This is a genomic window from Variovorax paradoxus, assembly GCF_030811855.1.
Taxonomy (GTDB): Bacteria; Pseudomonadota; Gammaproteobacteria; order Burkholderiales; family Burkholderiaceae_C; genus Variovorax; species Variovorax paradoxus_L.
In genome coordinates this window covers 308428-329050 of the sequence record NZ_JAUSRN010000003.1, presented here as the reverse complement: position 1 = coordinate 329050, position 20623 = coordinate 308428, and the positions used below count along the sequence as shown (strand labels likewise).

The following is a 20623-nucleotide window of genomic DNA, read 5'->3' as shown; positions in this document are numbered from 1 at the left end:
GCGAAGAATTCGCGTCATCAACACTTGATTCCAACATGAAGGGCAACCACGCCACCCGTCATGTTGTGATAGTCCACATGCCCGAAACCGCCCTCTTTCATGAGGGTCTTGAGCTCGTCCTGCGCGGGGTGCATCCGGATGGATTCGGCCAGGTAGCGATAGCTCGCGTCGTCGCCCGCCACCAGCTTGCCCAGGCGCGGCAGAACGCTGAACGAATACCAGTCGTAGGCCTTGGCAAGCGGCTTGGCGACCTTCGAGAACTCGAGCACCAGGAGCTTGCCGCGCGGCTTGAGCACGCGGTTCATCTCCTTCAGGGCCAAGTCTTTGTGGGTCATGTTGCGAAGGCCGAATGCCACGGTCACCACGTCGAAATGGTCGTTCGGGAACGGCAGCTTTTCCGCGTCGCACACCAGCGTTGGCAGCGCCACGCCCGCATCGAGCAGGCGGTCGCGCCCGGTGCGCAGCATGGCTTCGTTGATGTCGGTGTGCACCACTTGGCCGCTGGCGCCCACCTTCTTGGAGAAAGCCAGCGCGAGGTCGCCGGTGCCGCCCGCGATGTCGAGCACGCGCGAACCTTCGCCCACGTTGGCGACCATCACGGTGTAGGCCTTCCAGGCGCGGTGCAGCCCCATCGACATCAGGTCGTTCATGAGGTCGTAACGCGTGGCGACGGAATCGAAGACGCCGCGGACACGTTGCGCTTTCTCGCTCTCGTCGACTTTTTCGAAGCCGAAATGGGTGGTGCTCATGGGCCTGATATTAGGGCGGAAGCACACACCTCAAGAACGCGACCCTCCGAAGACGGCGGGCATTCGTTGCTTTTTCTTCAAACAGCGGGCGCCGCAAGGCGCGCCCCGCAGGCGTGCGAGGCGCTATTTTCAGAAGTGGAAGCGGTCGCGCCGGGTCAATGGCTGCCGCAGGCGGCGCCACCGCCTTTGTCGATCATCGGCGCATCGCGGTCGACGCCCGCCGCGGCAAGCCGGCGTTCATATTCGGCCCAGAGCTCGGATTGCTTTGCGCCGAGCTCATACAGCAGGCCCCACGAAAAGATGCCCGTGTCGTGGCCGTCACTGAAGACCGGCTGCACAGCGTAATTCCCGACGGGCTTCAGATCGACAAGTTCGACATCGCGCTTGCCCGTCTGCAGGATCTCCTGCCCCGGGCCATGGCCCTGCACTTCGGCAGACGGCGAATAGATGCGCATCAGCTCGAAGGGAATGCGGAAGGTCGCACCGTCGGAAAACCCGACCTCGAGCACGCGCGACTGGCCATGCACGGTGATCGATTGCGGCGTTGGTGCGCCGGCTTGCAAACCTGCCATCAGAAGCTCCTTGTGCCCAGTCGGGCCATCATCGCACGCTCCAGTTCAGGCAGGCGCGCGGCCACGGCAGCCAGCTGGGCGGCATCTGCCTCGCGCTGCACCGGAGCCCACACCGAGCCCGGAAAATGGGTGTCGCCTGCAAAGCGCGCGATCACGTGCCAATGCAGGTGCGGGACCATGTTGCCGAGCGCCGCGAGGTTGATCTTGTCCGGCGACAGGTGCTCGCGCAGGCACTGCTCGACAATCGTCACCGCTTCCATGCACAGCGCGCGGTCGGCCGCATCAAGGTCCGAAAATTCCGCCGCATGTTCGCGCCAGATCACGCGGTAGAAAGCCGGGAAGCCGGCCTCCTCGGCATGGATGACGCGAAGCTTCGCACCTTCGAACACGATGCGGCCGCCGGGGCCTTCGCAAAAGGGGCAACCCTGCTGCTTCGTCATACCAGCACCCGCTCAATTCCGCCGTGGTTAGCCGCTGCTACGTATTCGGGCATCCAGTCCTTGCCGAGAATCTTGTTGGCCATCTCGACCACGATGTAGTCGGCTTCGAGCAGACCGTTGTTCAGGTCGTTGCCATAGCGCGAGAGGCCTTGCAGGCAGCTCGGGCAGCTGGTGAGGATCTTCACGTTGTCCTTTTCGCCGACCTGGCCGTTCGCGCGCAATGCGGCTTCGCCCTTTTTCAGCTCTTCTTCCTTGCGGAAGCGGATCTGCGTCGAAATGTCGGGCCGCGACACGCCCAGCGTGCCCGATTCGCCGCAGCAGCGGTCGTTCTTCAGCACGTTGTCGCCAACCAGCGCCTTCACGGTCTTCATCGGGTCCTGCAGCTTCATCGGACTGTGGCAAGGGTCGTGGTACAGGTAGCCGCCACCGCCCGCATCGGCGAGCGTGATGCCCTTCTCGAGCAGGTATTCGTGGATGTCGATGATGCGGCAGCCCGGAAAGATCTTGTCGAACTGGTAGCCCTGCAGCTGGTCATAGCAGGTGCCGCAACTCACCACCACGGTCTTGATGTCCAGGTAGTTCAACGTGTTGGCGACGCGATGGAAGAGCACGCGGTTGTCCGTGATCATCTTCTCGGCCTTGTCGAACTGGCCGCTACCGCGCTGCGGATAGCCGCAGCACAGGTAGCCCGGCGGCAGCACCGTCTGCACGCCCGCATGCCAGAGCATGGCCTGCGTGGCGAGGCCAACCTGCGAGAACAGGCGCTCCGAGCCACAGCCCGGAAAGTAGAACACCGCCTCCGTCTCCGAGGTGGTCGCCTTCGGGTTGCGGATGATCGGCACGTAGTCGGCATCCTCGATGTCGAGCAGCGCGCGCGCCGTCTGCTTCGGCAGGTTGCCCGGCATCTTCTTGTTGATGAAGTGGATCACCTGCTCCTTGATCGGGGCCGGGCCGAGCGTGGCCGGCGGCGCAGCAGTCTGCTTGCGGGCAAGCCCGCGCAGCAGGTCGTTGGCCAGGCGCTGTGCCTTGAAGCCGATGCCCACCATGCCCGCACGCACTGCCTTGATGGTCTGCGGGTTGGTTGCATTGAGGAAGAACATCGCTGCCGCGTTGCCGGGGCGGAAGCTCTTCTGCCCCATCTTGCGCAGCAGGTTGCGCATGTTCATCGACACGTCGCCGAAGTCGATCTTCACCGGGCATGGCGTGAGGCACTTGTGGCATACGGTGCAGTGGTCGGCCACGTCCTCGAATTCTTCCCAATGCTTGATGCTGATGCCGCGCCGGGTCTGCTCTTCATACAGGAAGGCCTCGACCAGCAGCGAAGTGGCAAGGATCTTGTTGCGCGGGCTGTACAGCAGGTTGGCGCGCGGCACGTGAGTGGCGCACACCGGCTTGCACTTGCCGCAGCGCAGGCAGTCCTTCACGCTGTCTGCAATGGCGCCAATGTCGCTCTGCTGCATGATCAGCGACTCGTGTCCCATGAGGCCGAAGCTCGGCGTGTAGGCGTTGGTCAAATCGGCATGCAGCTCGACGTTTTCGCCGGCAGGGGGGCGCACCAGCTTGCCCTTGTTGAAGCGGCCCTCGGGGTCGACGCGCTGCTTGTAGTCCATGAAGGGCTTCAGCTCTTCGTCGCTCAGGAATTCGAGCTTGGTGATGCCGATGCCGTGCTCGCCCGAAATCACGCCGTCGAGGCTGCGCGCCAGCGCCATGATGCGCACCACCGCGGCATGCGCGGTCTGCAGCATGTCGTAGTTGTCGCTGTTGACCGGAATGTTGGTGTGCACGTTGCCGTCGCCGGCATGCATGTGCAGCGCGACCCACACGCGGCCCTTGAGCACCTGCTTGTGGATGGCCACGCATTCGGCAACGATGGGCGCGAATTCGGCGCCGCTGAAGATCTCCTGCAGCGGCTGGCGCAACTGAGTCTTCCAGCTGGCGCGCAAGGTGTGGTCCTGCAGTTGCGGAAACAGCCGGTCGGCGTCGCGCAGCCATTCGGCCCAGAGCGCACGCACGCTCTGCACCAGCGCCACGGCCTGCGCCACGCGGTCTTCGAGCAGCTCGGCCGCCGGAATTTCATGCGCGTCGTCGCTCTTGCCAAGCGGCAGGTTGCCGCGCAGCAAAAAGGCCTCGAGCGCGTCGGTGAGCTCCAGCTTGTTCTTGAGCGAGAGCTCGATGTTGATGCGCTCGATGCCGTCGCTGTACTCGGCCATGCGCGGCAGCGGAATCACCACGTCTTCGTTGATCTTGAAAGCGTTGGTGTGCTTGCTGATGGCGGCCGTGCGCTTGCGGTCGAGCCAGAATTTCTTGCGCGCCTCAGGGCTGATGGCGACGAAGCCTTCGCCGCTGCGCGAATTGGCGATGCGCACCACTTCGGAGGTGACGCGCGCCACCGCGTCGGCATCGTCGCCCGCGATGTCGCCGAACAGCACCATCTTCGGCAGGCCGCCGTGTTTTTTTGACTTGGTGGCGTAGCCGACTGCCTTCAGGTAGCGGTCGTCCAGATGCTCCAGGCCGGCCAGCAGCACGCCCGAGCGCTTCTGCTCGGCGAACATGAAGTCCTTGATCTCGACAATGCTGGGCACCGCGTCCTTCGCGTTGCCGAAGAATTCGAGGCACACGGTACGCGTGTGCGCCGGCATGCGGTGCACCACCCAGCGGCAGCTGGTGATGAGGCCGTCGCAGCCCTCTTTCTGGATGCCGGGCAGGCCCGAGAGGAACTTGTCGGTCACGTCCTTGCCCAGGCCCTCCTTTCGGAAGGTGCGGCCCGGAATGTCGAGGCGCTCGGTGCGCAGCTTGGTCTTGCCGTCGGCGGCGTAGTACTGCAGCTCGAACACGGCGCTCTCGGCGTCGTGGATCTTGCCGAGGTTGTGGCCAATGCGCGTGACTTCGAGCCATTCGGCCTGCGGCGTCACCATGCGCCACGACGCCAGGTTGTCGAGCGCCGTGCCCCAGAGCACGGCCTTCTTGCCGCCCGCATTCATCGCCACGTTGCCACCGACGCACGAGGCTTCGGCGGAGGTGGGGTCGACCGCGAACACATAGCCCGCGCGCTCGGCGGCGTCGGCCACGCGCTGCGTGACCACGCCCGCCTCGGTCCAGACCGTGGCCACGGGCGCATCTAGGCCTGGAAGCGAGACCATCTCGACCTCGGTCATGGCCTCGAGCTTCTCGGTGTTGATGACCACGCTCTTCCACGTGAGTGGAATGGCGCCGCCGGTGTAGCCGGTGCCGCCGCCGCGCGGAATGATGGTGAGCCCCAGCTCGATGCAGCCTTTGACCAGCAGGGCCATCTCGGCCTCGGTGTCGGGGCACAGCACCACGAAGGGATATTCCACGCGCCAGTCGGTGGCGTCGGTCACGTGCGACACGCGCGAGAGGCCGTCGAACTTGATGTTGTCCTTGGCCGTGAGGCGGCCCAGCACGCGCGTGGCCTTGCGGCGAAGGGCCGCCACGTCCCGAAAAGCGGTGTCGAAAGCCGCGACGGCCTGGCCGACGAGGCCCGTGAGTTCGCCCACGAGCTGGTCGCGCGGCAGGTCGCTGTCGGGGGTGCGGCGCTTCTGCACTTCAGCAAGGCGGTGCCTGAGCGCATCGACCAGTTGCCCGCGGCGGCGAGGATTGTCCAGCAGGTCGTCGACAAGGTAGGGGTTGCGCTGGACCACCCAGATGTCGCCGAGCACTTCGTACAGCATGCGGGCCGATCGGCCGGTGCGGCGCTCGGCACGGAGCGTCTGGAGCAGTTCCCAGCCGCGCGCGCCCAGCAGGCGGATCACGATCTCGCGATCGGAAAAGCTGGTGTAGTTATAGGGGATCTCGCGCAGTCGTACAGGCTCTGCGGCCTGCGACAACAGCGTGGTCAACGCAGTCGGAGCATTCATCGGGGGTGGCACCTCGGCCGGGCGCTGCGCGCCCATAGCCGGGGGTGGGGATTTTAGGCCAGCGCCCGGGGGTTTGCCCGGAGGCGCCTCAGAACAGCACGCGGCTGCGGATCGTTCCGTTCACCTTGGCCAGCTTTTCCAACGCAAGGTCGGAGTACGCCGCGTCGATGTCCATCACCACATAGCCGATCTTCTCGTTGGTCTGCAGGAACTGCGAGGAGATGTTGATGTTGTTGTCCGAGAAGATCTTGTTGATGTCTGACAGCACGCCCGGCACGTTGCGGTGAATGTGCAGCAGCCGGTGCTTGCCGGGGTGGGCCGGCAGCGCCACCTCGGGAAAGTTGACCGACGAGGTCGAGGTGCCGTTGTCGCTGTACTTCACCAGCTTTTCCGCCACTTCGAGGCCGATGTTGGCTTGCGCCTCCATCGTCGAGCCGCCGATGTGGGGCGTGAGAATCACGTTGTCGAGCCCGCGCAGCGGCGACAGGAACTCATCCTTGTTGGTGCGCGGCTCGACCGGGAACACGTCGATTGCGGCGCCCAGCAGCTTCTTCTGCTTCAGCGCCTCGGCCAGCGGCTCGATCTGCACCACGGTGCCGCGCGACGCGTTGATGAGAATGGAGCCTGGTTTCATGGCGGCGATCTCGGGCGCGCCGATCATCCATTGCGTGGCCTGCGTCTCGGGCACGTGCAGGGTCACGATGTCGCTCTGGCCCAACAGTTGGTGCAGTTCGCGGACCTGGCGCGCATTGCCAAGGGGCAACTTGGTCACGACGTCGTAGAAGGCCACGTTCATGCCCAGCGCCTCGGCCAGCACCGACAACTGCGCGCCAATAGAGCCGTAGCCCACGATGCCCAGCGTCTTGCCCCGAATCTCGAACGCGTTCTCGGCCGACTTGAGCCAGCCGCCCCGGTGCGCCACCGCGCTTTTTTCGGGCACGCCGCGCAGCAGCAAAATAGCTTCGGCCAGCACCAGCTCGGCCACCGAGCGGGTGTTGGAATATGGTGCGTTGAACACTGCCACGCCATGCTCGCGCGCGGCTTCCAGATCGACCTGGTTGGTGCCGATGCAGAAGCACCCCGCCGCCACCAGCTTCTGGGCCGCTGCAAAAACTTCAGCGGTCAATTGCGTGCGCGAACGGATGCCCAGAAAGTGCACGTCGGCGATTTTGGCCTTGAGCTCCGCGTCGGGCAGTGCGCCCGGCAGCGACTCGATGTTGGTGTAGCCCGCGCCGCGCAGCACCTCCACCGCCGAAGGGTGAATGCCCTCCAGCAAAAGGAACTTGATCCGGCTTTTTTCGAGGGAGGTTTTGCTGCTCATGGCGTACTCGCGGAAGCCCCGGCCGCGGCAACAAGCTAGGCCGAAAAAGGCGAATGCGATGCTAGCATGCTGCGGCGCAACACGAGGGCTCCCGCTCCGCGGGAAGCCTTGTGCCAAAGGGGTTTTCCCGATTGGAAGATGACAACTGTCCGTGCGCCAATGTGACGCGGCTGTGTCATCCACATGGCCTAGCATCCGCGCTTTCATTTTCCCATCAGGAGTCTTCATGCGATTCAAGACGCTCGCGCTGGCATCGGCGCTGGCCGCCACCACGCTTTTCAATGTGGCCCACGCCCAGACCGAAATCCAGTGGTGGCATTCCATGAGCGGCCCGCTCGGCGAATGGGTCAACGACCTCGCCAAGCAGTACAACGCCAGCCAGAAGGAATTCAAAGTCGTGGCGACCTACAAGGGCCAGTACGACGAATCGATGACCGCTGCGATCGCGGCCTACCGCGCCGGCAATGCGCCGGACATCCTGCAGGTGTTCGAGGTCGGCACCGCCACCATGATGGCCTCCAAGGGCGCCATCAAGCCCGTGGGCGAGGTGATGAACTCGGGCGGTGCAAAGTTCGACCCCAGCGTGTACGTGCCCGCCGTGTCTGGCTACTACACCGCGCCCAACGGCCAGATGCTGAGCTTCCCGTTCAACAGCTCGACGACCATCTTCTATTACAACAAGGACGCCTTCAAGGCAGCCGGCCTCGACCCCGAGAAGGCGCCGACCACGTGGCCTGAAGTCATGGCAGCAGCCGACAAGCTCAAGGCGAGCGGCCACAAGTGCCCCTTTACCACCAGCTGGATGAGCTGGACCCAGCTCGAGAGCTTCTCGGCCTGGCACAACACGCTCTATGCGACGCAGAACAACGGCTTTGGCGGCACTTCGGCGCGCCTGGCCTTCAACTCGCCTCTGCACGTAAAGCACTTCGAGAACCTGGCCAAGATGTCCAAGGACGGCACCTTCGTCTACAAGGGCCGGAACAACACGGCCGACGCCGCCTTTCCCTCGGGCGAATGCGCGATGATGACCGGCTCCTCGGGCCTGTACGCGCGCGTGGCCAAGGACGCCAAGTTCAAGTACGGCATCTCCACCCTGCCCTACTACCCCGACGTGAAGGGCGCGCCCCAGAACACCGTGATCGGCGGCGCCAGCCTCTGGGTCATGTCCGGCAAGCCGGCCGACCACTACAAGGGCGTGGCCAGCTTCTTCACCTTCCTGTCTGACACCAAGGTGCAATCCGAAAGCCACAAGCGCACGGGCTACCTGCCCATTACCACGGCGGCCTACAAGCTGACCGATGCCTCGGGCTTCTACAAGGACAACCCCGGCACCGACGTGGCCGTGACACAGATGATCCGCAAGACCACCGACAAGTCGCGCGGCGTGCGCCTGGGCAGCTTCGTGCAGATCCGGACCATCATCGACGAGGAAACCGAACAGATCTGGAACGGCAAGCGCACCGCCAAGGAAGCTCTGGATGCCGCCGTCAAGCGCGGTAACGAGCAGCTCGAACGCTTCGAGAAAGCAAACAAAGGCTGAAGCTCCGGGCGCCTCGGCGCCGAAGTAGACTCGCCCGCCCGCCACTGCAAAAGCCGTGGGCGGGCGTTTCGTTTTTTGAGGGATTCGAGGGGCTATGGAAAAACGCGTTCTATTCCGATCGGCATGGCTGCCATGGCTGCTGATCGCGCCGCAAATGGCGGTGATCCTGGTGTTCTTCTTCTGGCCCGCCAGCCAGGCAATCTGGCAGTCGATGCAGACCGAGGACGCCTTCGGCACCTCCACCGTCTTCGTGGGCCTGGAGAACTTCAAGACCCTGTTCGATGACCCGGCCTACATCGAGTCGTTCAAGGTCACCGCACTGTTCTCCGTGCTGGTGGCCGGCATCGGCATCTCAATATCGCTGCTCCTGGCGATCTTCGCTGACCGCATCTTGCGCGGTTCGCTGTTCTACAAGACCTTCCTGATCATTCCGTACGCGGTGGCGCCGGCGATCGCGGGCGTGCTTTGGGTGTTCATGTTCTCGCCCAGCATCGGCGTGGTGAGCTACGGCCTGCGCAAGATGGGCATGGACTGGAACCACCTGCTCAATTCGAATCAGGCGCTGTCGCTGATCGTCGTGGCCGCGATCTGGAAGCAGATTTCCTACAACTTCCTGTTCTTTCTGGCCGGGCTGCAGTCCATTCCCAAGGCGCTGATCGAGGCCGCGGCCATCGACGGCGCCGGTCCGCTGCGCCGCTTTCTGACAATCCAGTTCCCGCTGCTGTCGCCCACCACTTTTTTCCTGCTGGTGATCAACGTGGTCTACGCGTTCTTCGACACGTTCGCGATCGTGCATGCCACGACCGAAGGCGGGCCGGGCCGGGACACCGCGATCCTGGTCTACAAGGTCTGGCACGACGGCTTCCGGGCCCTCGACCTGGGCGGCTCCGCTGCGCAGTCCGTGGTGCTGATGGTGATCGTCGTCGTACTCACGGTCATCCAGTTCCGCTACGTCGAAAAGAAGGTCCAGTACTGATGGCGCATCCTTTCCCTTTTGCATTCTTCTTCCGGAGCACCCGCCATGATTGAACGCCGGCCCGGCCTCACCGTCCTGTCGCACGTGGTGCTGATCCTGGGCATCGCCATCGTGGTCTTTCCCATCTACCTGGCCTTTGTCGCGTCGACCCACACGCGCGACGAGATCCTGCGCGTGCCGATGCCCCTTGTGCCTGGTACGCACATGATCGAGAACTACACCGCGGCTCTCCTAGGCACCGAGACGCAGGGTGCGCGCGTGGTGGTGGGCCGCATGATGTGGATCAGCCTGGTCACGGCGCTGGTCATCAGCATCGGCAAGATCGCGATCTCGCTGCTCTCTGCTTTTGCTATCGTGTATTTCCGCTTTCCGTTCAAGAAGATCGTGTTCTGGATGATCTTCGTAACGCTCATGCTGCCGGTGGAGGTGCGCATCCTGCCCACCTACAAGGTGCTGGCCGACCTGAACATGCTCAACACCTATGCGGGCCTGACCATCCCGCTGATCGCGTCGGCCACGGCGACCTTCCTGTTCCGGCAGTTCTTTCTCTCGGTACCCGACGAACTGGTCGAGGCCGCGCGAATAGACGGTGCGGGGCCGATGCGCTTCTTCAAGGACATCCTGGTGCCGCTGTCGCAGACATCGATTGCCGCGCTCTTCGTGATCCAGTTCATCTACGGCTGGAATCAGTACCTGTGGCCGCTCCTGGCCACCACCACCGAAGACATGTACCCGGTGGTCATCGGCATCAAGCGCATGATCGCCTCGGGCGACGCCGCGGTCGACTGGAATCTTGTGATGGCCACCGCCATGCTGGCGCTGATACCGCCGGCCATCGTCGTGGTGCTGATGCAGCGCTGGTTCGTCAAAGGCCTGGTCGACACCGAGAAATAGCCCATCCCGAAGCGGCTCCCTTCGGCCAAGCCTGCCAGCCAGCCACAACCTGATATTCACAACAGAACAACATGTCAGCCATTTCCTTTCGCAACGTCATCAAGCGCTACGGCAAGGGTGCCAAGGCCAACCAGGTCATCCACGGCGTCTCGGCCGAGGTGAACAAGGGCGAATTCGTCGTCATCGTCGGGCCCTCGGGCTGCGGCAAGTCCACGCTGCTGCGCATGGTGGCCGGCCTGGAAGATATCTCCGCCGGCGACATCGCCATCGGCGACCGCGTGGTGAATAACCTCGAACCCTCCGAGCGCGACATCGCCATGGTGTTCCAGAACTACGCGCTCTACCCGCATATGAGCGTGTTCAAGAACATGGCCTATGGCCTGAAGATCGCCAAACTGCCCGAAGCCGAAATCAAGACCCGCGTCGACAAGGCAGCAAAGATCCTCGAGCTGGGCCATCTGCTCGAACGCAAGCCGCGCGAGCTTTCGGGCGGCCAGCGCCAGCGCGTGGCCATGGGCCGCGCCATCGTGCGCCAGCCGAAGGTGTTCCTGTTCGACGAGCCGCTGTCCAACCTGGACGCCAAGCTGCGGGCGCAGACCCGCCTGGAAATCCAGAAGCTGCATCGCGAGCTCGGGATCACCTCGCTCTTCGTCACGCACGACCAGGTCGAGGCCATGACGCTGGCGCAGCGCATCATCGTGATGAACGGCGGCGCGATGGACCAATTCGCAACGCCTGAAGAGGTGTACAACCGGCCAGCCACCACCTTCGTGGCCAGCTTCATCGGCTCGCCGCCGATGAACCTGCTGCACCATGCGCCCGGCGTGCGGCCGGGCCAGATCCTCGGCATCCGTCCCGAGCACATGAAGCTGGACGAAAGCGGCTGGTCCGTGCAGGTCGAATCGGTCGAACTGCTGGGCGCCGAGCGGCTCGTGTACGGCCGCATCGGCGAAGAGCAGATCATCATGCGCACCGATGAAAGCGACCATCCGCCAGTCGCGGGGGACACGGTAAAAATTGCGGCGCGCCAGGACAAGCTGCACTGGTTCGACGCCGGTTCGGGCAAGAGGGCAGACTGAACGATGCCGGCGTTGCAGCCCTGGCCCTACCCGCGCTGGATCGCGCACCGCGGCGCCGGCAAGCTGGCGCCTGAAAACACGCTGGCGGCCTTTCGGCTCGGCGCCGTGCACGGCTACCGCATGTTCGAGTGCGACGCCAAGCTCAGTGCCGACGGCGTGGTTTTTCTCATGCACGATGCCACGCTCGACCGCACCACCAGCGGCCATGGCATTGGCGGCGCGCAACCCTGGAGCGCGCTCTCGCAGCTTGACGCGGGTGGCTGGCATTCGCGCGCCTTTGCTGGCGAGCCGCTCGCCACGCTCGAAAACCTGGCGCGCTTCTGCCTTGCCAACGGCCACCTGCTCAACATCGAGATCAAGCCCACGCCGGGTACCGAGCGCGAGACCGGCGAAGCGGTGGCACGGCTCGCAGCCAGGCTTTGGCAGGGCGCGGCCATTCCGCCGCTGCTCACCTCGTTCCAGACCGAATCGCTGGAGGGAGCGAAGGCGGTCCAGCCCGAGCTGCCGCGCGGGCTCCTGCTCGACACGCTCCAGGACGGGTGGATTGCTGTGGCGGCTCGGCTCGGCTGCGCTGCCGTCGTCTGTAACCACGCACTCTGGGATGCCGCCACGGTGCCCCAAGTGCATGGTGCCGGGATGCGCGCGCTGAGCTACACCGTCAACGACGAATGGGCCGCGGAGCGTCTCACCGAGCTCGGCACCGACGGCATCATCACCGACCGCGTCGACCTGTTCAGTCCCGCCGGTTGACCAACGCCACCGGCCGCAGCCGCCCGACACACGCTGTCACGCGCCGCGCCGGGGGCTGGAAATGGCGCCTTCTATGATGGCAGCCATGAGTTTGATCCCACGCCTGATGGCCCTTTGCCTGGCCGCCATGCTGTCGTGCGCCCCTGCGATAGCGCAGCCCGACAGCAACATCGGCACTAACAGCAGCAGCACCGCCACGGCGCCAGTGCCCGAACCCACGGTGGCCGAACTGCGCGAGCAGCTCACCAAGATCACCTCCGCCGCCGATTCCAACGAGGACATGCGCAAGCTGCTGGCGCAGATCAGCGACATCGGCACGCAGGCCGACAAGTTCGTCACCGCGCGCGCCAGCGAACTGGCTGACCTGAACGCCCGCCTTGGCGAGCTCGGGAATCCGCCGGGCGCTGGCGCCAGCGAGGACCCCGACATCACGCGCCAGCGCGCCCGGCTCACGAAAGAACGCAATGCGCTGGATGCCGACATCCGGCTGGCGCGCCTGCTCTCCATCGACGTGCGGCAGCGCGCCGCTGAACTGGTGACGCAGCGCCGCGAACTCTTCGAGGCGCAGATCACCGAGCGCGCCGCCTCGCCGCTGACCGGCGAGTTCTGGCGCGACCTGGAAGCGGCGTGGCCGAACGATCTGGTGCGCCTCAAGGCAATGGTGGCCAGCCTGCGCGACGGTCTTTCCCAGGCCATGGAGCAAGGAACCCGGGTTGCGGTGATCGGGGCGCTGATCGTCGCACTGATGTTCGCGGTGCTCGGCAACTGGGTGGCCGAGCATCTGCTGACGCGGATCGCCGCGCGCTTGCTGCCCGCGGGGCGGCTTCGGCGCTCTCTGCTGGTGATTGCCATCGTGGCGAGCCATGTGCTGCTGGTGGCCGCGGCGGCGCACGGGTTCGTTCGCGTGCTCGAGGAATACGCCACCTGGGAGCCGCAGGCGCGCAAGGCGATGCGGTCGATGGCGCAGGCGCTGGTGTTCATGGCCTTCGTCATCGGCCTGGGCCGCGGCCTCCTGGCGACCCGAAGGCCCTCGTGGCGGCTGCCGCCAATTCCGGACGCCATGGCGAGCCGCCTCGCACCGCTGCCGTGGCTGGTGGCCGCGGTGGCCGCACTGGCGTGGGCGCCGGTCGAGATCAATGCATTGGTCGAAGCCAGCTTTGCGGCGGTGGTCGCCACGCACGTGCTCACCGCGCTGGTGCTCACCGCGCTGGTCGGCGCGGTGCTCCGGCGGCTGCGGCCGCTGCGCGCCGACACACCCGACGCCGACCTGCCGGAGCGGCCGATGTGGGTGGGCCTGCTGGTGGCCTGCATCGGCATCCTGATGCTGTCGATCTGGGTGCTGGTGGCCCTGGGCTACGTGGCGCTTGCGAGCTTCCTGGCCTCGCAGCTCACCTGGAGCGGCATTGTCGCGGCGGCCTTCTACGTGCTGTTCAAGTTTGCCGACGACGTCTTCATGGCCAGCGTGTCGTCGCGCAGCACCTTCGGCCAGGGCATTCAAAAAAGCTTCGGGCTCGCGCCGCAGACGCTCGACCAGGCGGCCACCGTGCTCTCCGGCCTGAGCCGCGTGGGGCTGTTCTTCTACATGCTGATCGCGCTCGCGGCGCCCCTGGGCACCGGGCCGAGCGAAGTGTTCCAGCGCAGCGGCAAGTTCGGCACCGGCGTGAAGGTGGGCGAGTTCCAACTGGTGCCGGGTGCCATTTTGAGCGCCGTCGCCGTGGCGGTGATCGGCTTCATCGTGCTGCGCGTCTTCAAGCGCTGGCTCTCGCGCAGCTACCTGCCCAGCACGCAATTCGAGCCCGGCATGCAAAGTTCGATCACCACCCTGCTCGGCTATGTGGGCGGCATCCTGGTGGTCGCCTTCGCGCTGTCGGCGCTGGGCATTGGCATCGAGCGTATCGCTTGGGTGGCCAGTGCGCTCTCGGTGGGCATCGGCTTCGGCCTGCAGGCCATCGTGCAGAACTTCATCTCCGGCCTCATTCTCCTGGCCGAGCAGCCGGTGAAGGTGGGCGACTGGGTGGTGCTGGGCAGTACCGAGGGCGACGTGCGACGCATCAACGTGCGCGCCACCGAAATCCAGCTTGGCGACCGCTCCACGCTGATCGTGCCCAACTCCGAGTTCATTACCAAGACCGTGCGCAACATGACGCTGGCCAACGCCGAAGGCCGGGTGCTCATCCGCCTGCCGATGCCGATGACCACCGACGCGCAGCGCGTGCGCGAGCTCATCCTGGAAGCATGCCGCGCGCACGAGGGGGTGCTGGAAACACCCGCGCCCTCGCTCACGCTGGAAGGTGTCGAAGGGGGCCTACTCATATTCCAGGCGATTGCCTATGTGCCGAGCCCCCGGCTGGCGGGCGGGGTGCGCAGCGATCTGCTGTTCACCATTCTTGAGCGCATGCGGGTGGAGCGGATCGAACTGGTGCCCTATGCGGCGGTGCCGCCGCCCGTGGCTGGCGGCGAGACCGGACCGATGGCCGCCTAGTTGCAGCGCCGATCGCCCGATTCCTTCATTGACTGAAGCAACATCCAGAAACGCCCTCGGACCGAACCTTTGCGACTCCTTACCCGCGCCAGCCGCGCGACACCAGCCATTGGCTGATACCGCACGCAAACACGAGCGCGGCGTAGGCGCCCATCGTGCCATCGCGTCCTGAAAAGATCAGCCCGCCCAGGAGTGCCAGCGCTCCCGCGCCGGCATTGACCGCGGCTTGAATCCACCAGGCGAGTGCGCCGGCTTTCCGCCCGAATCCCCCGCCCCCCAGCGCGCACACTAATCCGACCGCCAAGGCGGGTGCCAGGAAGTTGAGCAGATGGTTGAGGAGATCCAGCAGGGACATGGAATGGGGAGAAGCGAGCGCGGCGAAACCCCTCGGGAGCCGCATAGCTCCTGCTGATTTTATAATCAGCGGATATGTCAGTCTGGGCCCTCGGGTTGAACCACACGACCGCGCCGCTCGATCTGCGCGGCCGCTTCGCGTTCGCGCTCGACCAGCTGGCTCCCACGCTGCACAGCCTGCGCAATTCGTTTGCCGCCGGCCGCCACCCCCAGGTCGAAGCCGCGATCATCTCGACCTGCAACCGCACCGAGATCTACTGCGCCGCCGAGCATGCGGCGCTCGACCACACAGTGGGCTGGCTGGCCGAGAGCGGCGGCGTGGCGCCCGCCCTGCTGCGCTCGCATGCCTACACCCTGCAGGACGACGAGGCCGCTCGCCACGTCTTCCGCGTGGCCAGCGGGCTCGATTCGATGGTGCTCGGCGAGGCTCAGATCCTCGGCCAGATGAAAGACGCCGTGCGCGCGGCCGAAACCGCCGGCGCCCTTGGCAGCACGCTCAACCAGCTGTTCCAGCGCTCGTTCGCTGTTGCGAAAGAAGTCCGCACAGCCACCGAAATCGGCGCCCATTCCATCAGCATGGCGGCCGCGGCCGTCCGGCTGGCCGGCCAGCTGTTCGAAGACTTGCAACAGACGCGCGTGCTGTTCGTCGGTGCGGGCGAAATGATCGACCTGGCCGCCACGCACTTCGCGGCCAAGGACCCGAAATCGATCGCCATTGCCAATCGGACGCTCGAGCGCGGTGAAAAGCTGGCCTCGCGCTTTGGCGGCGAGGCAATGCGGCTGGCCGACCTGCCGAGCCGGCTGGCCGAGTTCGACATCGTGGTGAGCTGCACCGCCAGCACGCTGCCAATCATCGGCCTGGGCGCCGTGGAGCGCGCACTCAAGGCGCGCAAGCACCGCCCGATGTTCATGGTCGATTTGGCCGTGCCGCGCGACATCGAGCCCGAAGTGAAGGCGCTGGAAGACATCTACCTGTACACGGTCGACGACCTGGCCCAGGTGGTGCAGCAGGGGCAGGCCAATCGCCAGGCGGCTGTGGCGCAGGCAGAAGTCATCATCGACGCCGGTGTGCAAAGCTTCATGCACTGGCTGGGCCAGCGCGGCACGGTGCCGCTGATCCTGCAGCTCAACGCCCAGACCGACGAGTGGCGCGCGGCCGAGATCGCACGCGCGCGCAAGCTGCTGGCCAAGGGCGAATCGGTCGATGCGGTGCTCGAAGCCATGTCGCGCGGGCTCACGCAAAAGATGCTGCACGGCGCGCTGGCCGAACTGCACGCGGGTGATGCAGCCTCGCGCGAGCAGACGGCGCACGCTATTTCGCGCCTCTTTTTGCGCAAAGAGCGTTAGCGACGCTGGCCGCCGCCGGCCCGGCCTTGTTGCCGCGGCCTCCCCGTGCCTTGCCGCCGCGAGACGCGCTCCCCCATCTTTTTCGGCCCTTTCGACGTGAAAACTTTTCTGCGCCACCAACTCGAGCGCTACGTGCAGCGCCTCGGCGAACTCGACTTTCTGCTTTCGCGCGAAGACATCATGAGCGACATGGCGCAGTACCGCACCATCTCGCGCGAGCATGCCGAGGTGACGCAGATCGCCGGCCGCTACGAACGCTACAAGCAGCGCGAGGCCGACATCGCCGGTGCGAAAGAGATGCTCGACGACCCCGACATGGCCGAGATGGCCAAAGAGGAAATTGCGGGTGCCGAAGCCGAGCTTGTGCAGCTCGAGGAAGAGCTGCAGCGCCTCCTGCTGCCCAAGGACCCGGACGACGCGCGCAATGCCTTTCTCGAAATCCGCGCCGGCACCGGCGGCGACGAGTCGGCGCTCTTCGCGGGCGATCTGCTGCGCATGTACACGCGCCACTGCGAGCGCGCCGGCTGGCGCTGCGAAGTGGTGAGTGAAAGCGAGAGCGAGCTTGGCGGCTACAAGGAAGTGGTGATCCGCATCGTGGGCACCGACGTGTTCGGACACCTGCGCTTCGAGTCGGGCGGCCACCGCGTGCAGCGCGTGCCAGCCACCGAAACCCAGGGCCGCATCCACACCAGTGCCTGCACCGTGGCCGTGCTCGCCGAGCCCGACGAAACCGTGGCGGTGCAGATCAACCCGGCCGACCTGAGAATCGACACCTATCGCGCAAGCGGCGCGGGCGGCCAGCACATCAACAAGACCGACTCGGCCGTGCGCATCACGCACATTCCCACCGGCATCGTGGCCGAATGCCAGGACGACCGCAGCCAGCACCGCAACAAGGCCAAGGCGCTGCAAGTGCTCTCCGCCCGCATCCAGGAAAAGGAGCGCAGCGAGCGCGCCGCCAAGGACGCCGCCATGCGCAAGGGGTTGATCGGCAGCGGCGACCGCTCGGACCGCATCCGCACCTACAACTTTCCGCAGGGCCGGCTCACCGACCACCGCATCAACCTGACGCTCTACAAGCTGCTGGCCATCATGGAAGGCGACTTGGGCGATGTGCTGGATGCCCTGCGCGCCGCGCGCGAGGCCGAGCAGCTGGCCGAGCTGGAGTCGAGCCTGCCCGCATGACCATGACCGAGATCGCTACACCCGCCACCGTGGCGCAGGCGCTGGCGGCCGCGATTGCGTTGGGCATCGACCGGCTGGATGCGCAGTTGCTGCTGCTGCATGCGCTGGGCCGCGCGCCGCATGACCGTGCCTGGCTGCTGGCGCACGACACCGATGGCATGTCCGATGCGGTGTGGGCAGCGCTTTCAACTCAGCTGTCGCACCGCCTGGCCGGCGTACCGGTCGCCTACCTGCTCGGCGAAAAAGAGTTTCACGGCCTCAGCCTCCGCGTGGACGCGCGGGTGCTGGTGCCGCGTCCGGACACCGAAACACTGGTCGAATGGGCCCTGCATTGCCTCGAAGGCCACGTGGCGCCGCGCGTGCTCGACCTGGGCACCGGCAGCGGCGCAATTGCGCTCGCGCTGCAGCATGCGCGCTCCGATGCGCAGGTCGACGCGATCGATGCGAGTGCCGATGCGCTGGTCGTTGCACAGGCGAATGCCGAGCGCCTGGGCATGCCGGTGCGCTTCGGCCAGGCCCATTGGCTCGACGGCGCCGCAAGCGGCTACACGGTCATCGCCAGCAACCCGCCCTATATTGCCGCCAACGACCCGCACTTGCCCGCGCTGCAGCACGAGCCGTTGGGCGCGCTCGTGGCCGGGCCCGACGGGCTCGACGACATCCGCCAGATCGTGCGGGACGCTCCTTTGCACCTCGCCGAAGGCGGCTGGCTGCTGCTCGAACACGGGCACGACCAGGCCGCGGCCGTGCGCCAGCTGCTCCAAACCCGCGGGTTTGCCGAAGTCCAAAGCCGCAACGACCTTGCCGGCATCCAGCGCTGCTCCGGCGGAGTCTGGCGCACGGTGAAATAATCCCCTCAGCCCACTTTTCAGGAGTCCCCATGTCCGACGACCAGCAACGCATCGACGATCTCGTCAAATCCAACGACCTCGTGCTCTTCATGAAAGGGAATGCGAGCTTCCCGATGTGCGGTTTCTCCGGCCGCGCGATCCAGATCCTCAAGGCGGTCGGCGTCGACACCAAGTCGCTCAAGACCGTCAATGTGCTCGAAGACGACGGCATCCGCCAAGGCATCAAGGAATACAGCAACTGGCCCACGATTCCCCAGCTCTATGTGAAGGGTGAATTCATCGGCGGCTCGGACATCATGATGGAGATGTACGAGTCGGGCGAGCTGCAGCAGGTCCTGGGCGGCAGCAACCCCGCCTGATTTTTCCGCTCTCGCCATGAGCCACGACCACGACGGCCACTCGCACGGCAGCGAGTCCGCGTCGCCGGCCTGGAAGCACGACGGCGTGCGCGTGATCCCGGCCAACCAGCTCGACACCAACACCGTGCAGACGCCCGGCATGAACCGGGCGGCGGCGATCAACTTCGCCCGTGTGGGCGCCCAGAAGCTCTGGGCCGGCACGGTCACCATCCATGCCGACGCCAAGACCGGCGCCCACCACCACGGGCATCTCGAGTCGGTGATCTACGTGGTGCGCGGCCAGGCCCGCATGCGATGGGGCGAGAAGCTCGAGTTCACGGCCGAGGCCGGGCCTGGCGATTTCATCTACGTACCGCCCTACGTGCCGCACCAGGAAATCAATGCCAGCGCGACCGAGCCGCTCGAATGCGTGCTGTGCCGAAGCGACGGCGAAGCGGTGGCCGTCAATCTCGACATCGAGCCTGTCGAAAAACCTGAATCGGTACTCTGGATCGACCCGACGCACCCGCACGGCGGGGTTTAGCCTCGCCAGTCATGGCACCATGGCACCCTTCGCCGTGCCACCATGACTCTTACCCAAAGCCTGCTCATCATCGCCTTGCTGATCGCGATGAGCGCGTTCTTCTCGATCGCCGAAATCACCCTTGCTGCCTCGCGGCGCCTGCGCCTTCGCCAGATGGCCGACGATGGCGATGCAAGGGCGGAAAAGGTGCTGCGCGTGCAGGAGCAGCCCGGCCACTACTTCACCGTGGTGCAGATCGGCCTCAATGCGGTGGCGATTCTCGGCGGCTTGGTCGGCGAGGGTGCGTTCAGCCCTTACTTCGCGCGCTCCTTCGAGAAATGGATGAGCGTGGAGGCCTCGACGAACCTGGCCTTCCTGTGCTCGTTCGTGATCATCATCGCGGTGTTCCTGGTGTTTGCCGACCTCTTTCCCAAGCGGCTCGGCATGAGCGACCCGGAGCGCATTGCCGTGCGCATGGTCGGGCCGATGCTGCTGCTGATCACCGCCCTCAAACCCCTGGTGTGGCTGTTCACGCGCACGACCGACATGCTCTTCAAGCTGCTCGGCATGCCGCTGGTGCGCGACGACAAGATCACCTCGGCCGACATACTGGCCATGACGGAGGCCGGTGCGCTCGCGGGTGTGCTCGCGGTGCGCGAGCAGCAGGTGATCGCCAACGTGTTCGAGCTCGACACGCGGCTGGTCAGCAGCGTGATGACGGTGCGGGACAACATCGCATGGTTTCTGCACGACGACCCGGAGTCGGTGCTGCGGGCGCGCATCATGGCCGAGCCTTTTTCAGCCTACCCCGTGTGCGATGGCGACATCGACCACGTGCTCGGCTATGTCGACGCAAAGGAAATGTTTCAGCGCGTGCTGAGCGGGGAGCCCCTGGCTTTCGACCAAGGCTTGACGCTGCACAAGGCGCTGGTCATCCCCGACCGGCTCTCGCTCACTGAGGTGCTCGAGCAGTTCCAGCAGGCGCGTGAAGACTTCGCCATCATCGTCAACGAGTACAGCCTGGTCGTGGGCGTGATCACGCTCAACGACGTGATGAGCACGGTGATGGGCGAGCTGGTGTCGACGCCCGACGAGGAACAGATCGTGAAGCGCGACGAGAACTCCTGGCTGATCGACGGCGTCACGCCGATCCAGGACGTCCAGCGGGCGCTGCACATCGACGAGCTGCCCCATGCGGACGAGTACGAAACGCTGGCGGGCTTCTTGATGGTGATGCTGCGCCGTGTGCCCAAGCGCACGGACAGCGTGAGCTGGGGCGGCTACACCTTCGAGGTGATGGACGTTGACAGCTACCGGATCGACCAGGTGATGGTCACGAAGACTTAG

18 protein-coding genes are annotated in these 20623 nt (G+C 65.3%); 12 read left to right on the top strand and 6 right to left on the bottom strand.

Annotated features, from left to right (window positions below; genetic code table 11):
* Positions 1–17: 17 nt before the first annotated feature.
* From ubiE to serA, 5 genes are all read right to left on the bottom strand, one after another.
* On the bottom strand, positions 18–749 hold the full coding sequence (gene ubiE, locus J2X92_RS09505; RefSeq protein ID WP_307575183.1) for a bifunctional demethylmenaquinone methyltransferase/2-methoxy-6-polyprenyl-1,4-benzoquinol methylase UbiE: 732 nt from the start codon (positions 747–749) through the stop codon (positions 18–20).
* Between the two features lie 155 nt (positions 750–904).
* Entirely contained in the window at positions 905–1321 is a 417-nt protein-coding gene (locus tag J2X92_RS09500) for a DUF971 domain-containing protein (RefSeq protein WP_307575181.1), read from the bottom strand.
* Positions 1321–1761 (bottom strand): HIT family protein, encoded by a 441-nt coding sequence (locus J2X92_RS09495; protein WP_307575179.1) that lies wholly within the window; start codon positions 1759–1761, stop codon positions 1321–1323. Before J2X92_RS09495 ends, J2X92_RS09500 begins: the two co-directional genes overlap by 1 nt.
* A complete protein-coding gene (locus J2X92_RS09490) occupies positions 1758–5636 on the bottom strand; it encodes an FAD/FMN-binding oxidoreductase (protein ID WP_307575178.1) in 3879 nt (1292 codons plus the stop codon). Before J2X92_RS09490 ends, J2X92_RS09495 begins: the two co-directional genes overlap by 4 nt.
* Positions 5637–5724: 88 nt before the next feature.
* Positions 5725–6957, bottom strand: a complete 1233-nt coding sequence (gene serA / locus J2X92_RS09485; RefSeq protein WP_307575177.1) for a phosphoglycerate dehydrogenase — start codon at positions 6955–6957, stop codon at positions 5725–5727.
* Positions 6958–7183: 226 nt separating this feature from the next.
* Here serA and ugpB point away from each other — a divergent pair, with 226 nt between their 5' ends.
* From ugpB to J2X92_RS09455, 6 genes are all read left to right on the top strand, one after another.
* A complete protein-coding gene (ugpB, locus tag J2X92_RS09480; protein WP_307575176.1) occupies positions 7184–8497 on the top strand; it encodes a sn-glycerol-3-phosphate ABC transporter substrate-binding protein UgpB in 1314 nt (437 codons plus the stop codon).
* Positions 8498–8591: 94 nt separating this feature from the next.
* Positions 8592–9473, top strand: coding sequence for a sn-glycerol-3-phosphate ABC transporter permease UgpA (ugpA, locus tag J2X92_RS09475; RefSeq protein WP_307575175.1), 882 nt, complete (start codon positions 8592–8594; stop codon positions 9471–9473).
* A gap of 45 nt (positions 9474–9518) precedes the next feature.
* Positions 9519–10367: a sn-glycerol-3-phosphate ABC transporter permease UgpE gene (gene ugpE / locus J2X92_RS09470; protein WP_307575174.1), complete on the top strand. Its 849-nt coding sequence runs from the start codon at positions 9519–9521 to the stop codon at positions 10365–10367.
* Between the two features lie 71 nt (positions 10368–10438).
* A complete protein-coding gene (ugpC, locus tag J2X92_RS09465) occupies positions 10439–11446 on the top strand; it encodes a sn-glycerol-3-phosphate ABC transporter ATP-binding protein UgpC (RefSeq protein WP_307575173.1) in 1008 nt (335 codons plus the stop codon).
* Positions 11447–11449: 3 nt separating this feature from the next.
* Positions 11450–12196: a glycerophosphodiester phosphodiesterase gene (ugpQ, locus tag J2X92_RS09460; protein WP_307575171.1), complete on the top strand. Its 747-nt coding sequence runs from the start codon at positions 11450–11452 to the stop codon at positions 12194–12196.
* A 73-nt stretch (positions 12197–12269) separates the two neighbouring features.
* Entirely contained in the window at positions 12270–14678 is a 2409-nt protein-coding gene (locus tag J2X92_RS09455; RefSeq protein ID WP_373424812.1) for a DUF3772 domain-containing protein, read from the top strand.
* 79 nt (positions 14679–14757) lie between these two features.
* Here J2X92_RS09455 and J2X92_RS09450 read toward each other — a convergent pair whose 3' ends face one another.
* On the bottom strand, positions 14758–15033 hold the full coding sequence (locus J2X92_RS09450; protein WP_307575168.1) for a hypothetical protein: 276 nt from the start codon (positions 15031–15033) through the stop codon (positions 14758–14760).
* 74 nt (positions 15034–15107) lie between these two features.
* Here J2X92_RS09450 and hemA point away from each other — a divergent pair, with 74 nt between their 5' ends.
* The 6 genes from hemA to J2X92_RS09420 all read left to right on the top strand — a co-directional run bounded on the left by hemA (position 15108) and on the right by J2X92_RS09420 (position 20623).
* The gene (gene hemA, locus J2X92_RS09445) at positions 15108–16379 is read left to right on the top strand and encodes a glutamyl-tRNA reductase (protein WP_307575167.1); all 1272 of its coding nucleotides are present in this window, start codon (positions 15108–15110) and stop codon (positions 16377–16379) included.
* 96 nt (positions 16380–16475) lie between these two features.
* A complete protein-coding gene (gene prfA, locus J2X92_RS09440; protein WP_307575165.1) occupies positions 16476–17564 on the top strand; it encodes a peptide chain release factor 1 in 1089 nt (362 codons plus the stop codon).
* Positions 17565–17566: 2 nt separating this feature from the next.
* Positions 17567–18415, top strand: coding sequence for a peptide chain release factor N(5)-glutamine methyltransferase (gene prmC, locus J2X92_RS09435; protein ID WP_307575164.1), 849 nt, complete (start codon positions 17567–17569; stop codon positions 18413–18415).
* Between the two features lie 29 nt (positions 18416–18444).
* Entirely contained in the window at positions 18445–18774 is a 330-nt protein-coding gene (gene grxD, locus J2X92_RS09430; RefSeq protein ID WP_307575163.1) for a Grx4 family monothiol glutaredoxin, read from the top strand.
* Positions 18775–18790: 16 nt separating this feature from the next.
* Positions 18791–19297, top strand: a complete 507-nt coding sequence (locus J2X92_RS09425) for a cupin domain-containing protein (protein WP_307575161.1) — start codon at positions 18791–18793, stop codon at positions 19295–19297.
* Positions 19298–19339: 42 nt separating this feature from the next.
* Positions 19340–20623, top strand: coding sequence for a hemolysin family protein (locus tag J2X92_RS09420; protein WP_307575159.1), 1284 nt, complete (start codon positions 19340–19342; stop codon positions 20621–20623).